This window comes from Streptomyces gobiensis (assembly GCF_021216675.1).
GTDB lineage: Bacteria > Actinomycetota > Actinomycetes > Streptomycetales > Streptomycetaceae > Streptomyces > Streptomyces gobiensis.
Window position 1 is genome coordinate 911,870 of sequence record NZ_CP086120.1, and the last position, 13,668, is coordinate 925,537.

Below are 13,668 nucleotides of genomic sequence, written 5' to 3' on the forward strand. Positions count from 1 at the left end.
CACCGGATACAAGACCCCGCTGTCTGCCGCCCGACGTGTCGTCGCCGACTCGTGTTGCCGCACGTCCCTCGACCGTCAGGGCAGTCGGAACGCAAGGTCACTTCCGTCCATTCGGCAACCCACAACTCGGCCATTTGCCAAGTCCATTCGTTCGAGGGAGAGTTGGGGGCGCGGCTCATGAAGGGGAGTGCGGCGGAGCAAGTTGTGGCCGTGCTTGATTCCTATGCGGTCCTCGTCGGGGGAGAGCGGCAGTCCGGGCAGGGCTGGGTGCACTGGCCCCGGGCGGGGGCATTGCTCAGTACCCCGTACGACACGATGGCGCTCAAGGCCCGCCTCGACTGCGGGAGCGCCGACGCGGCCGATCTCGACGACGCGCGGCTCGCTGGCAGAGTGGCCCTGTCCACGTACGCACAGGGGGCCGAGACCCTGCGGCTTGCCCGGCGGGCCGGCAAGGAGTGGCGGCGGGTTCCCCTGGACAGGCGTCTGGGCTTCGTCGCGGCGATGTACGACGCGCTGTGTGAGCGGGCCGAGGACATGGTGGCCGTCTTGGTGGCCGAGGGGCATCCGGTGCGGGTCGCGCGCTGGGAGCTGACCGTTGCGCTCTCCATGATCCATCGGGAGTCCCTCGCCCACGCCCGGCAGCTCCTGGAGTGGCGCACCGAGCAGTCCGGGCGCCGGATCCGCCTGGTCCGCAGGCCCGACGGGGTGGTGGGGCTCAACGCGGCCCGTAACGCCGGGTTTCTCTCGTCCGCGCTCGGCCTCCTCGTGCTCGCCGCAGGCAACGCCCTGGTCGTGAACGCACCTCCCGCCGCCCCTCTCGCGGTCGCCTTCCTATACCACGAGCTGGTCGCCCCGCTGCTGGAGCGGCACGGTGCCCCGCCGGGCACGCTCAGCGTCCTGTGCTCCCCGTCCCGGCCGGCCGTACGGCAGTGGCTCGGCTCCCCGGACTGCGACGACATTTTCTACTACGGGCCCGCCCGGCACGGCGCGCGCCTGGAGGCCGAGTGCCTGGAGCACGGCAAGAAGCCGGTCCTGGAGCTGTCCGGCAACGACGCCATGGTGGTGTGGCGCGACGCCGACCTGGAGCGGGCGGCGACCGCGGCCGCCGAACGCTATTACGGATCGGGGCAGTTGTGCATCGCGCCCAAGTTCGTCGTCGTCCACCCCGATGTGGCCGACGCGTTCACCGCCCTGCTGCACCGCCGGGTGGCCGAGCTGCGCGTGGGGCCGCCGGAGGACCCGGACGTCGTCCTCAGCGCCGTCGTCAAACGCGGCGACTGCCTGGACGTCCTGCGGGAAGCGGTGGAGCAGGGGGCCGAGCACCTGTGCGGGGGCGAACTCGTCGACGTGGAGGACAAGCCCACCGCGCGCGGCCCCTTCGTGCGCCCCGTCCTGCTGCGCGCGCACGGGCTCGCCGCGGCCCGGCGGATGCGCGCGGTGCGGGAGGAGACCTTCTTCCCGCTGATGTGCGTCATTGTGCCCGACCGGGCCGATCACGCCGGGCCGGATCAACTCCACGACGACATCGTGGAGTTCGTCGAATCCAATCCCTATGGGCTGCGCAACTCCCTGTGGGCGAGCGATCCGTACGTCGTCGAGCGGTTCTGCGACATCGGCAACGGCGGCGTACTGAAGGTCAACGACAGCCATGTCGGCTGTCTGCCGGTGCTGCCCACGGTCGGCGGCACCGGGCTCAGCGGCGGCACCCTCGGCGAGGCCAACCTCCCCTATCTGCGCACCACACGGCTGCAGGGCATCAGCGTGACCACTGATCCGCCCAGTACCCCGGTCTTCGACCACCTGGCGGCGGTATCCGCCCCCACCGGACTTCCGGGCGCACTCCGGCGCCCGGGAAGCGAAAAGCACGGCACACACAACCGCGAACGACGAGGAGACCCACACATGACAACCCAGACCCAAGACGCCCTGCTCAACGAGAAGATCGATGTGTGCTTCGGGCACATCGACGCCGACGCCAACGGATCCCTGGACCGCGAGGACCTGTTCACCCTGGGCGCACGGCTGCTCGCCGAATTCGGCGAGTCCGCCACATCGCCCAAGGGCACCCAACTGATGGACGGCATGGTCCGCTTCTGGAACGCCATCGCGGCCGCCGCCGACGCGGACGGCGACGGGCGGCTCACACCCGAGGAATACCGCACCGGCATGAAGGGGGCGTTCATCACCTCCGCTGAGGGCTTCGCGCAGGCCTTCAGGCCCATGCTGGAGGCGGTCTGCGGACTCCTGGACACCGACGGTGACGGAGAGGTCGACGAGAAGGAGTTCCAGGCCTGGCAGCGGGTCTTCCGCACCGCGCCGGAAGACCGAGCGGCGGCCTTCCGGGCCCTGGACGCCGACGGCAGCGGCAAGCTGAGCGTCGACGAACTCCTCGACGCCATGCACCAGTACTACACGAGCACCGACCCCGGCGCCCCCGGCAATGCGCTGTACGGGCCGCTGAACTGACCAGACCCGGGAGCGCTCACGGCGCTTGAGGTTCTGACCGCATCGGGTCAGTGGCAGTTCGCCCTCGACTGCCAACCGGTCGCGAGCGCCGAGACGCCCGGGGCCACGCCCACCACTCGGCAGACGCCTGTTGCTCCCCTCCGCAGGGACGAGCAACAGGGACCCGGAGGTCGAGCCTCCATCGTTGTCTCGTCAGCACAGCCGTCCCTCGGTGCACATCCAGTGCACACGAAGGCGGAAAAAGGCTATGACCCGCGGAAGACACTGAGCAGTGTTTCCGCAGGTCACAGCCCTTATGCGCCGCGAGGCACCAGGTCAGGGAACCCGGTTTTTAGATGTCGAAGTACAGCTCGAACTCGTGCGGGTGCGGGCGGAGCTGCATCGGGGCGATCTCGTTGGTGCGCTTGTAGTCGATCCAGGTCTCGATCAGGTCGGAGGTGAAGACACCGCCGGCCTGCAGGTACTCGTTGTCCTCTTCCAGGGCGTCCAGGACGGCCGGGAGGGAGGTCGGGACCTGGGCGACGCCCGCGTGCTCCTCGGGGGCGAGCTCGTAGAGGTCCTTGTCGATCGGCTCGGCCGGCTCGATCTTGTTCTTGACGCCGTCGAGGCCTGCCAGGAGGAGGGCGGAGAAGGCGAGGTACGGGTTGGAGGACGGGTCCGGGGCGCGGAACTCGACGCGCTTGGCCTTCGGGTTGGAGCCGGTGATCGGGATACGCATCGCGGCGGAGCGGTTGCGCTGGGAGTAGACCAGGTTGACCGGGGCCTCGAAGCCGGGGACCAGGCGGTGGTAGGAGTTCACCGTCGGGTTGGTGAAGGCCAGCAGCGACGGGGCGTGCTTGAGGATGCCGCCGATGTAGTAGCGGGCGGTGTCGGAGAGACCCGCGTAACCCTGCTCGTCGTAGAAGAGGGGGTCGCCGCCGTTCCACAGAGACTGGTGGACGTGCATGCCCGAGCCGTTGTCGCCGAAGATCGGCTTCGGCATGAAGGTGGCGGTCTTGCCGTTGCGCCAGGCGACGTTCTTCACGATGTACTTGAAGAGCATCAGGTCGTCGGCGGCGGCGAGCAGCGTGTTGAACTTGTAGTTGATCTCGGCCTGGCCCGCGGTGCCCACCTCGTGGTGCTGGCGCTCAACCTGGAGACCGGCCTTGCCCAGCTCAAGGGTGATCTCGGCGCGCAGGTCGGCGAAGTGGTCGACCGGCGGGGCCGGGAAGTAGCCGCCCTTGTAGCGGACCTTGTAGCCGCGGTTGCCGCCGTCCTCGATGGCGCCGGTGTTCCAGGCGCCCGCCTCGGAGTCGATGTAGTAGTAGCCGGCGTTCGACTTGGTCTCGAAGCGCACATCGTCGAAGACGTAGAACTCGGCCTCGGGACCGAAGTAGGCGGTGTCCGCGATGCCGGAGGAGGCGAGGTAGGCCTCGGCCTTCTTCGCCACGTTCCGCGGGTCACGGCTGTACTGCTCGCCGGTGATCGGGTCGTGGATGAAGAAGTTGATGTTGAGGTGCTTCTCCTTGCGGAACGAGTCCAGACGTGCCGTGGACAGGTCCGGGACGAGCGCCATGTCGGACTCGTGGATCGCCTGGAAGCCGCGGATCGAAGAGCCGTCGAACATCAGGTTCTCGGTCGGGTCGAACGTATCGGCCGGGACCGTGAAGTGCTGCATGATGCCCGGCAGGTCACAGAAGCGGACATCGATGAATTTGACGTCGTTGTCCGAAATGAACTTCTTTGCCTCGTCGGCGTTCTGGAACATCCAAGTCCTCCTAGTCCCGCCGCGAGGGGACGGGGTTTGCAGCTCTGGTCGCAGTCCAGTGCGGTGGCCTGCTGGCTCGACCCTAGGCATGCGGGATTTCTCGAGCATGACCCATTTGTTTCGCCGATGTTAACCGGGCCTCTTGCCGTCCCCGTGCTTCCAGGCTACTGGAGGCGCGTCCGCATACGTTTCGGGGCGCGCTACCGTTGACGGGTGGACAACAGGCAGGCAATGGGATCGTGGCTCTCCGGCCCCCGCGCGGCGGCCGAGGAGATGGGTGCGGACTTCGGCTACCGGGGGGAGCGGCTGGGGCTCCCGGAGGACGGGCCGGGCTCGGTGGCTCCGCTGGGGCGGCGGTTCGGTGCGATCTTCATCGACTGGCTGCTGTGTGTCCTGATCGCTTATGGGCTGCTGTCCGGTGATGGCATGCGGGGCGCGGGTAACTGGGCGCTGCTCGTCTTCGGGGTCATGGCCTTTCTGACCGTGGGCACGATCGGCTCTACGCCCGGCAAGCGCGTTCTCGGGCTGCGGGTGATCTCGGTGACGGGTGACCGGCTCACCCTTCCCCGGGTTCTCGTGCGCACCGCGCTGCTGGTGCTGGCCATCCCCGCGCTGATCTGGGACCGGGACGGCCGGGGGCTGCACGACCGGCTGTCGGGGGCGGTGCAGGTCCGTATCTGAGACATCTGAGACGGGGCAGTAAAAACGGCTGGGCCCGGAACCCTGAGGGGTTCCGGGCCCAGCCGTTTACGTATACGACTCGCGCTCAGCGGCCGCCGCCCTGTCCCTTCGGCAGGCGCATGCCCTTGGGCAGCGGGCCCTTTGGGAGCGGCATATTGCTCATCAAATCGCCCATCGCGCGCAGCCGGTCATTGACCTCGGTGACCTGGGAGCCGGGCAGTGCCCGGGGCTTCTTGACGATGGTGGTGCGCAGCTTCTTCAGGGGCACCTGGCCCTCACCGTTGCCCACGATCACATCATGCACCGGCACATCGCCCAGCACACGGGCCATCTTCCGCTTCTCGGAGGCCAGCAGACCGCGCAGCCGGTTCGGGTTGCCCTCGGCCACCAGCACGACACCGGGCTTGCCCACGGCCCGGTGCACGACGTCCTGGTTGCGGTTCATCGCGACCGCCGGGGTGACCGACCAGCCTTTGCCGATGTTGTCCAGCACCGCCGCGGCGGCGCCCGGCTGGCCTTCCATCTGCCCGAAGGCCGCCCGTTCGGCACGGCGGCCGAAGACGATCGCCATCGCGAGGAAGGCCAGCAGGAAGCCCAGGATGCCCAGATAGACCGGGTGTCCGACCAGGAAACCGATCCCGAGGACAACGCCGAAGGTGACAAGCCCCACGCCGAGCAGGATGAATCCGATCCACCGATCGGCCCGCCGGGTCATCTTGTACGTCAGGGCGATCTGCTTGAGCCGCCCTGGGTTCTCGGATTTTTCCTTCCTCGCCATACGGCAAGTTTACGTGGCCAAATGACGGGCCTCCGCCACGGGGCGGGGACGGGTCAGGAACACGTGACCCGAACCCTGCTGGGGGTCCGGGGGTTATCCCCCGGGGTATCGCAGCACGTGGCCAAATGACGGGCCTCCGCCGCGGCCTCCAGAACGTGCGCCGCCTCGCCCCGGGCCTTCGCTCTGCGCCGGTCCTCCAGCACCGCCGTCCAGGCGTTCCGCCGCGCCGTGCTCTGGCCGCCGCGCAACAGCAGGCCCTCCAGTGTGCGCAGGGCGTCAGCGAAGGACGGGCGTACGGGCGCGGCAGCCTGCATGGTGGTGGTCCCTCCGGTGATGCGAGCTCTGTGTGAAGTCATCGTCACCGATTGGTGTTACCACTACATGACCAGCCGGTCAAAAGAGCTGAAAGGTTCTGGGCCCCACGCTAGGCTGCGCGGTCCTTGCGGGCCTCGATGGCCTGCTGGTAGAGGCGTCCGGCGCGGTACGAGGAGCGGACCAGCGGGCCGGACATCACACCGGCGTAGCCGATCTCTTCGGCCTCCTCCTGGAGCTCCACGAACTCCTGCGGCTTCACCCAGCGCTCCACGGGGTGGTGCCGTGGTGTGGGCCGCAGATACTGGGTGATGGTGATCAGCTCGCAGCCCGCGTTGTGCAGGTCCTGCAGCGCCTCGCTGACCTCCTCGCGGGTCTCGCCCATGCCCAGGATCAGGTTGGACTTGGTGACGAGGCCGTCCTCGCGGGCGCGGGTGATGACCTCGAGGGAGCGCTCGTAGCGGAAGGCGGGGCGGATGCGCTTGAAGATCCGCGGGACCGTCTCGACATTGTGCGCGAGCACCTCAGGCCGGGAGGAGAAGACCTCGGCGAGCTGTTCCGGCACGGCGTTGAAGTCGGGGATCAGCAGCTCGACGCCGGTGTCGGGCATCAGCCCGTGGATCTGGCGGACCGTCTCGGCGTACAGCCAGGCGCCGCCGTCATCCAGGTCGTCGCGGGCGACGCCGGTGATGGTCGCGTAGCGCAGCTCCATCTGCTGCACGGACTCGGCGACCCGGCGCGGCTCATCACGGTCCAGCTCGGCGGGCTTGCCGGTGTCGATCTGGCAGAAGTCACAGCGCCGGGTGCACTGCTCACCGCCGATGAGGAAGGTGGCCTCGCGGTCCTCCCAGCATTCGAAGATGTTGGGACAGCCGGCCTCCTGGCAGACCGTGTGCAGACCCTCGCGCTTCACCAGGCTCTGGAGTGCGTTGTACTCCGGGCCCATCTTCGCCCGAGTCTTGATCCACTCCGGCTTGCGCTCAATGGGGGTCTGGCTGTTACGGACTTCCAAGCGGAGCAATCGCCGGCCGTCAGGCCTTGGCATTGACTGCCCGTCGGGTGCGACAGCGGACACGTCCGGCTCCTAAAACTTTTGATTCCTCGGCGTTCCCTAGGGTACGCCTGTGCTTTGTGGGGTCAGACCCCGGTTGCAGGGCTCATACGGCTTCTACCGCGCGGGGCCGGAGCTCCGCCGTTTCAAGCACGCCGCGCAGGTGCTTCTCCACTACCGGAAGTACCTCGGCGACCGGCACATTCCTGCCCAGCTCGCCTGAGAGCGAGGTCACACCGGCGTCCCGGATACCGCACGGCACGATCCGGTCGAACCAGGTGTTGTCCGGATCGCAGTTCAGCGCGAAGCCGTGCATCGTGACGCCCTTGGCGACCCGGATACCGATGGCGGCGAGCTTGCGGTCCTCCCGGCGCTGGCCCGCGTTGGACGGGGCGTACTCAGGGCCCATCATCCGGGCGTCGTACTCCTCGTCCGCGGCCCCAGGATCGAAGTCCAGTGCGAGACCACCCAGTGCGGGCCGTTCCTCGCCTGCGGCTGCGCTCTTGGTCGCGCTCCGCCTCGACTCCGCTCCGGCCGAGTGCCCCTCCCTCGTCCCTCGGTCGGGACCCTCAACCTGCGCTGCGTCTCGGCTGCGCCGCTCGAGGGGATCGCCCAGCACCCACACCCCGCTGCGGCCCTCGATCCTGGTGGTCTCCAGGCCGAACTCCGCGCAGGTGAGGATGAGCGCTTCCTCCAGGCGGCGGACATGGGCGACCACATCCACCGGGCGGGGCAGCTTCAGGATCGGGTAGCCCACCAGCTGGCCGGGGCCATGCCAGGTGATCTTCCCGCCCCGGTCCACATCGACCACCGGGGTGCCGTCCAGGGGGCGCTCGCTGTCCGCCGTGCGCCGCCCGGCCGTGTACACCGGCTGGTGCTCCAGCAGCAGACAGGTGTCCGGGATCTCGTCCGCGAACCGGGCCGCATGGACCTCACGCTGCTTCTGCCACGCCTCTCGGTACTCCACCGCCTCCGCACCAAAGCCCAGGTGGATATAGCGCAGCTCGCTCACGGCGGCTCCCTCTCTCGGTCGGCTCCAGACCCTCCCCGCCACTGTACGGCCGGACGCCCCGGCGCACGCAGGCGGATATCGCGACCTGCGCACTCACACGTACGGATGAATACCAGCCGCAGGCCGCGAGGACCGGCCACGGGGCCGTTACATTCACGCCGTTCCAACAGGGCGCCCCCGGCGTCTGTCACAAGCCGTCAGGCAGGAGACCGCAAAGCCGATGTCGACGGAACGACCTGGGAGTTCGTCCCAGCAGCGCACTCCCAACCGCCAGCTCGCCGCGCTGATCGCGGAGGCAGGTTTCTCCAACGCCGGGCTCGCCCGGAGAGTCGATCAGCTCGGCCTGGAACACGGGCTCGATCTCCGGTATGACAAGACCTCGGTGACCCGCTGGCTGCGTGGCCAGCAGCCGCGCGGGACGACGCCCGCGTTGATCGCCGAGGTCTTCACCCGACGGCTCGGGCGGCGCCTGACCGCGCAGGACCTCGGTCTGGACGCGTGTGCGCCGGTATATGCCGGGCTGGAGTTCGCGGCGACCCCGGCCGAGGCCACGGACATCGTCAGCGGGCTGTGGCGCAAGGACTCCGGCAGCCATACGGAGCTGCGGAAGATCGCGTTCACCCCGGCGGGCCTGGTGGTGCCCAGCCGGGACTGGCTGATCGGCCGCCCGGACGAGCGGGTCGCCCGGGGTGAGGTGTCCGAGCCCCGGGTGCCCGCGCAGGGGCGGGGACCGACGGTCACCCGGCTGCGGGCGGACCGGCTGGAGCAGGTCGAGCGGGGGCCCGGACAGCGGGTGACCCATGGGGATGTCGCCGCGCTGCGTTCGGTCGCGGAGCTCTTCCGGGCGCTCGACCACACCTACGGCGGCGGCCATGCCCGGCAGGCGCTGGTGCGCTATCTGGAGCATGAGGCCGAGCCGATGCTGCGCGGGAGCTATGGCGAGCAGATCGGGCGCAGGCTGTTCGCGGCGGCCGCCGATCTGACCCGGCTGGCCGGGTGGACGGCCTACGACATCGCGGCTCACGGGCTGGCCCAGCGGTATTTCGTACAGGCGCTGCGGCTGGCGCAGGCGGCCGGGGACCGGGCGTACGGCAGCTATGTCCTGGTGACGATGAGCCGTCAGGCGGTCTATCTGGGGCATGGCCGGGAGGCGGTGCAGCTGGCCCGGGTCGCCCAGCAGGGTGTGGGCGCCTCGGCGGCGCCGGTGGTGCAGGCGCTGCTGCACTCCGCGGAGGCCCGGGGCCATGGGGTGCTGGGCGAGGTGCGGGCGTGCACCGCCTCGCTGGCCCGGGCGGAGCGGGCCCTGGAGGCGGCCCGGCCGGGTGAGGAGGTGCCGTACTGGGCACGGTTCTTCGACGAGGCACAGCTGGCGGATGAGTTCGGCCACTGTCACCGGGATCTCCAGCAGTACCGGGCGGCGGCGGCGCAGCACGCTGAGCGGTCCTTGCAGCTGCGCGGCTCGGGGTACGCGCGCAGCAGGCTGTTCTGCCGGGTGGTGCTGGCGACGGCGCGGCTGGGTCTCGGTGAGATCGAGCAGGCCTGCTCACTGGGCGCGGAGGCGGCCCACGCGGCGGCGGAGATGCGCTCGGTACGGGCCCATGAGTATGTACGCGACTTTGAGCGGCGCCTTGAGCCCTACCGCGACGCGGCCCCGGTACGCGGCTATCGGGACCGCGTGGCGGCGCTGGGCTAGGCGCACCGGTCACCGAGGGAGCTGGGACTCCGCTGCGGCCAGGATCTCCGTGACGCGCAGGGCGAAACCGGCGTCGCAGGGGTGAGGTGTATCGCTGAGCAGGGCGTCAATGGCCCGGCCGTGGGCCTCGGCCGGTGGGGCGTCGCGCTCGGGAAGGGTGACGATGCCCGAGTTGCCGCGCAGTTCGGCGGTTACGCCGCAGGCGGCTGTCGGTGCGGAGTGGCTGACGGTGAGGGTGCTGGAGGCGCCGCTGGTGTGCCGCAGGGCCAGGTGGACCGTATCGCCCGGGCCGCGGGCGGCGGTGATGTCCGCCAGGCTGACGACATCGCCGAGCACCGGCAGCAGTACGGAGAGGGCGTGCGGGCCGACATCCCACAGGGCCCCCTTCTCCCGCCGCCAGGGCGAGGCCGTATACGGGCTGTCGGCGCCGCCGAATACCGGTGAGTACCAGTCCGCGCGGCCGGTGAACCAGCCGCCGGTCATGGTCTGCTCGGCGATCCACCGCGCTGATGTCGCGGCGAACCGGAGGGTGAAGAAGACGACCGAGCGGACGCCGCTCCGGTCGGCCGCCGCCACCACCTGCTGGGCGCCCGCGACCGTGGTGGCCAGCGGCTTGTCCAGCAGCAGCGGGCGGCCCGCCTCGGCGGCGCGCACCGCCAGGGGTGCCTGGACATCCGGCGGCACGGCGATCGCGACCGCGTCACAGTCGGCCAGCAGCGCGTCGACGTCCTCGTACGGCCGGGCGCCGAAGCGCTCCGCCACCGCCGCGGCGGCTTCCGGGCGGCGGCCCCAGACGCCCATGAGCTCCGCCCGGGGGTGTGCGTCGAGCGCGACCGCGTGGACGTGCTCCGCCCAGTGCCCGGTGCCCAGCAGTCCGAACCTCACGCGGACGTTTCCCCCTTGTCCCCCTTATCCCCTTTACTCGCCTTGTGCTCGACCTTGCCCGTCTTGTGCGCGACGTAGGCCCGCGGGTCCAGATCGGTGATGTGCACGGAGGTGTGCAGCTGGCGGCCCGCCGCCGGTAGCTGGGCCCTGGCCAGCTCCATGACGGCCTCGGCCAGCCCCGCCTTGGCCTCGGGGCTGCGTCCGGCATGGATCGCCACCTCGATATGGACCATGTCGATGTCCTCGGCGCCGTCCGCGATCACGCACTCCTCGATCCGCCGGAACCGCGTCCTGCAGGCGGCCGCCGAGGCGTCGATGGTCTTCTCGATCACCGAGTGCAGCTCCCGGCCGAACGCATGGCGGTCAAAGGTATAGGCGAGCGGCGCGGCGTAATCGACGGTGATGTGCGGCACGGGACCTCCTGGTACGCACGGATACGCAGATGAGACGGCCCCAGCCTATGCCGGGCCTCCCCGTCGGCGGCGGACCAGTCCGAGGAGTAGTTCACAACGGCTTAACAGTCGGGCAACTGCCGGGAAATCGCAGGTCGTGATGGTACGGACAAGCGCGACACCGTTGCTGAGACCTGCTGAAGGATGAAAGCCCGTGAGCTACAAGGCCGAGTACATCTGGATCGACGGCACCGAGCCGACCGCCAAGCTCCGCTCGAAGACGAAGATTCTGGCCGATGGCGCCGAGCCGCCGGTCTGGGGCTTCGACGGGTCCAGCACCAACCAGGCCGAGGGTCATGCCTCCGACCGGGTGCTCAAGCCGGTCGCCTCTTACCCGGACCCGATCCGGGGCGGGGACGACATCCTCGTGCTGTGCGAGGTGTTCCACATCGACGACACTCCGCATGAGTCCAACACCCGTGCCCTGCTGCGCCCGCTCGCGGAGAAGTACGCCGGGCAGGAGCCGATCTTCGGCATCGAGCAGGAGTACACCTTCTTCAAGGGCTCCCGCCCGCTCGGTTTCCCGGAGAACGGCTACCCGGCCCCGCAGGGCGGCTACTACTGCGGTGTGGGCGCCGACGAGATCCACGGCCGGGAGATCGTCGAGAAGCACCTGGACAACTGTCTCGCCGCCGGGCTCGGCATCTCCGGTATCAACGCCGAGGTCATGCCCGGCCAGTGGGAGTTCCAGGTCGGCCCGCTCTCCCCGCTGGAGGTCGCCGACCAGCTGTGGATCGCCCGCTGGCTGCTCTACCGCACCGCCGAGGACTTCGGGGTCTCCGCGACGCTGGACCCCAAGCCCGCCAAGGGCGACTGGAACGGCGCGGGCGCGCACACCAACTTCTCCACCAAGGCGATGCGGGAGGGCTACGACGCGATCATCGCCGCCTGTGAGGCGCTGGGTAAGGGCGACAAGCCCCTGGAGCACGTCAAGAACTACGGCGTGGGGGTCGAGGCCCGGCTGACCGGCGCCCATGAGACCGCTCCGTGGAATGAGTACAGCTACGGCGTCTCCAACCGCGGCGCCTCGGTCCGTATCCCCTGGCAGGTCGAGGTCGACAAGAAGGGCTACATCGAGGACCGTCGCCCCAACGCCAATGTCGACCCGTATGTGGTCACCCGGCTGATGGTCGACACCGTCTGCACCGAGCTGGACGCGCTCGACCTGGTCTGACGCCCGGCGTCTGACGTTCGCCTGGTCTTCCGGGCCGCTGTGCGGTGGGTTCCTCCGGCCGGAGGGACCCACCGCTGTCGTTATGCGGCGCTCGGTGTGCCGCGGCGGGCGGGGGCGGTGTGGTCCAGGAACCAGTCGCGGGCGAGCTCGGCCACCTCTTCCAGGGCGCCCGGTTCCTCGAAGAGGTGCGTGGCCTCCGGTACGACGGCGAGCTGGCTCTCACAGCGCAGCTCGGCCTGCGCCCGCCGGTTGAGGTCGAGCACCATCTCATCGTTTCCGCCCACGATGAGCAGCGTGGGAGCCCGTACCGCCGCGAGCGCCGGCCCCGCGAGGTCGGGTCGGCCGCCCCGTGAGACGACGGCGGCGATCTCCATGTCTGCACCCGCGGCGGCCCGCAGCGCGGCGGCGGCACCGGTGCTGGCACCGAAGTAGCTGATCGGGGCGGACTCACGGCGCCGCAGCCAGCGGGTGACCTCCATAAGCCGTCCGGCCAGCACCTCGATATCGAAGACGTTCGCCCGGTCCAGCTCCTCCTCCCGCGTGAGCAGGTCGAAGAGCAGGGTGCCCAGACCGGCCCCGTTCAGGGCCTGGGCTACGGACCGGTTGCGCGGGCTGCGGCGGCTGCTGCCGCTGCCGTGTGCGAAGACAACGATGGCGGGGGCGCCTTCGGGCACCTTGAGATCCCCGATCAGCTCTACGCCACCGGCGTCGATCCGTACCTCGGCCTCTTCGGCCGCCTGGGCGGCGTGAGCGCCCTGCGCCTTCACGGCCTCCCGGGTGGCTTGCAGCAGGGACACCACTTCGTCGTCGGTGGTCTGGGAAAAGTCCCGATACCACTCGCCGACCGCGTAAAAGACCTCCGGGGCGGAGAGGCACACCAGCTCATCGGCCTCGCGGCGAAGCGTATCGACGGTATCCGCGGGGGCGACCGGAACGGCGAGGATCACTCGGGCCGCCCCTTGCGCCCGGGCGACCTGGCAGGCGGCCTTCGCGGTGCCGCCGGTAGCGATCCCATCGTCCACGATGATCACTGTGCGGCCGTGGAGCGCGATCCGTGGCTCGTCGCCACGGAACTGGCGTGCCTGACGCTGGAGTTTCTCCTCCTCGGCCCGCTCCACCACCGCCATATCCGTACGGCTCACGCCGCTGCGCTGGACGATGTCGTCCCTGATCACCCGGACGCCGCCTTCGCCAATGGCGCCAAAGCCCAGCTCCGGGTGGTACGGCACACCGAGCTTGCGGACGACGATCACGTCCATCGGGGCGCTGAGCTCGCGGGCCACTTCAAAGGCCACGGGCACGCCGCCACGTGGCAGGCCCAGGACGACCGGGTGGTCGTCGCGTAGATGTCGCAGTCGTTCGGCGAGGAGCTTCCCTGCTTCCTCGCGGTCTGTGAACCTCATGATTCACCCCACGT

11 protein-coding genes and 1 pseudogene are annotated in these 13,668 nt (G+C 69.6%); 4 read left to right on the plus strand and 8 right to left on the minus strand.

Going from position 1 to position 13,668, the window contains the following annotated elements:
- Positions 1-204: 204 nt before the first annotated feature.
- On the plus strand, positions 205-2,466 hold the full coding sequence (locus tag test1122_RS04255) for an aldehyde dehydrogenase family protein (RefSeq protein ID WP_232267813.1): 2,262 nt from the start codon (positions 205-207) through the stop codon (positions 2,464-2,466).
- Between the two features lie 331 nt (positions 2,467-2,797).
- Here the strand turns inward: test1122_RS04255 and glnA are convergent, their stop codons facing one another.
- A complete protein-coding gene (gene glnA / locus test1122_RS04260; protein WP_232267814.1) occupies positions 2,798-4,213 on the minus strand; it encodes a type I glutamate--ammonia ligase in 1,416 nt (471 codons plus the stop codon).
- A gap of 213 nt (positions 4,214-4,426) precedes the next feature.
- Between glnA and test1122_RS04265 the strand changes: the two genes are divergently transcribed.
- Positions 4,427-4,894 (plus strand): RDD family protein, encoded by a 468-nt coding sequence (locus test1122_RS04265; RefSeq protein ID WP_232267815.1) that lies wholly within the window; start codon positions 4,427-4,429, stop codon positions 4,892-4,894.
- 85 nt (positions 4,895-4,979) lie between these two features.
- Here the strand turns inward: test1122_RS04265 and test1122_RS04270 are convergent, their stop codons facing one another.
- The 4 genes and pseudogenes from test1122_RS04270 to lipB form a co-directional block, all read right to left on the minus strand.
- Positions 4,980-5,672: a DUF4191 domain-containing protein gene (locus test1122_RS04270; protein WP_232267816.1), complete on the minus strand. Its 693-nt coding sequence runs from the start codon at positions 5,670-5,672 to the stop codon at positions 4,980-4,982.
- A 128-nt stretch (positions 5,673-5,800) separates the two neighbouring features.
- Positions 5,801-5,986 (minus strand): annotated as a pseudogene (locus test1122_RS04275) (SCO2195 family GlnR-regulated protein); the annotation flags it as partial.
- 110 nt (positions 5,987-6,096) lie between these two features.
- Positions 6,097-7,029, minus strand: coding sequence for a lipoyl synthase (gene lipA, locus test1122_RS04280; protein WP_232271757.1), 933 nt, complete (start codon positions 7,027-7,029; stop codon positions 6,097-6,099).
- Positions 7,030-7,141: 112 nt separating this feature from the next.
- Positions 7,142-8,047 (minus strand): lipoyl(octanoyl) transferase LipB, encoded by a 906-nt coding sequence (gene lipB / locus test1122_RS04285; RefSeq protein ID WP_232267817.1) that lies wholly within the window; start codon positions 8,045-8,047, stop codon positions 7,142-7,144.
- 220 nt (positions 8,048-8,267) lie between these two features.
- On the opposite strand from lipB, the gene test1122_RS04290 reads away from it, so the two are divergent.
- A complete protein-coding gene (locus test1122_RS04290) occupies positions 8,268-9,740 on the plus strand; it encodes an NsdA family TPR-like regulatory protein (RefSeq protein ID WP_232267818.1) in 1,473 nt (490 codons plus the stop codon).
- A 9-nt stretch (positions 9,741-9,749) separates the two neighbouring features.
- Here the strand turns inward: test1122_RS04290 and test1122_RS04295 are convergent, their stop codons facing one another.
- Entirely contained in the window at positions 9,750-10,625 is an 876-nt protein-coding gene (locus test1122_RS04295) for a Gfo/Idh/MocA family protein (protein WP_232267819.1), read from the minus strand.
- The gene (locus test1122_RS04300) at positions 10,622-11,038 is read right to left on the minus strand and encodes a 5-carboxymethyl-2-hydroxymuconate Delta-isomerase (RefSeq protein ID WP_232267820.1); all 417 of its coding nucleotides are present in this window, start codon (positions 11,036-11,038) and stop codon (positions 10,622-10,624) included. Before test1122_RS04300 ends, test1122_RS04295 begins: the two co-directional genes overlap by 4 nt.
- Positions 11,039-11,231: 193 nt before the next feature.
- On the opposite strand from test1122_RS04300, the gene glnII reads away from it, so the two are divergent.
- On the plus strand, positions 11,232-12,251 hold the full coding sequence (glnII, locus tag test1122_RS04305; RefSeq protein WP_232267821.1) for a glutamine synthetase: 1,020 nt from the start codon (positions 11,232-11,234) through the stop codon (positions 12,249-12,251).
- An 80-nt stretch (positions 12,252-12,331) separates the two neighbouring features.
- Here glnII and test1122_RS04310 read toward each other — a convergent pair whose 3' ends face one another.
- Positions 12,332-13,654, minus strand: coding sequence for a phosphoribosyltransferase (locus test1122_RS04310; protein ID WP_232267822.1), 1,323 nt, complete (start codon positions 13,652-13,654; stop codon positions 12,332-12,334).
- Positions 13,655-13,668 lie beyond the last annotated feature (14 nt).

Bases quoted from the DNA above. Each gene is read 5' to 3' on its own strand.
- test1122_RS04290 (WP_232267818.1), top strand. From the start codon at position 8,268: ATGTCGACGGAACGACCTGGGAGTTCGTCCCAGCAGCGCACTCCCAAC.
- test1122_RS04310 (WP_232267822.1), bottom strand. From the start codon at position 13,654: ATGAGGTTCACAGACCGCGAGGAAGCAGGGAAGCTCCTCGCCGAACGA.
- test1122_RS04270 (WP_232267816.1), bottom strand. From the start codon at position 5,672: ATGGCGAGGAAGGAAAAATCCGAGAACCCAGGGCGGCTCAAGCAGATC.
- lipA (WP_232271757.1), bottom strand. From the start codon at position 7,029: ATGCCAAGGCCTGACGGCCGGCGATTGCTCCGCTTGGAAGTCCGTAAC.
- glnA (WP_232267814.1), bottom strand. From the start codon at position 4,213: ATGTTCCAGAACGCCGACGAGGCAAAGAAGTTCATTTCGGACAACGAC.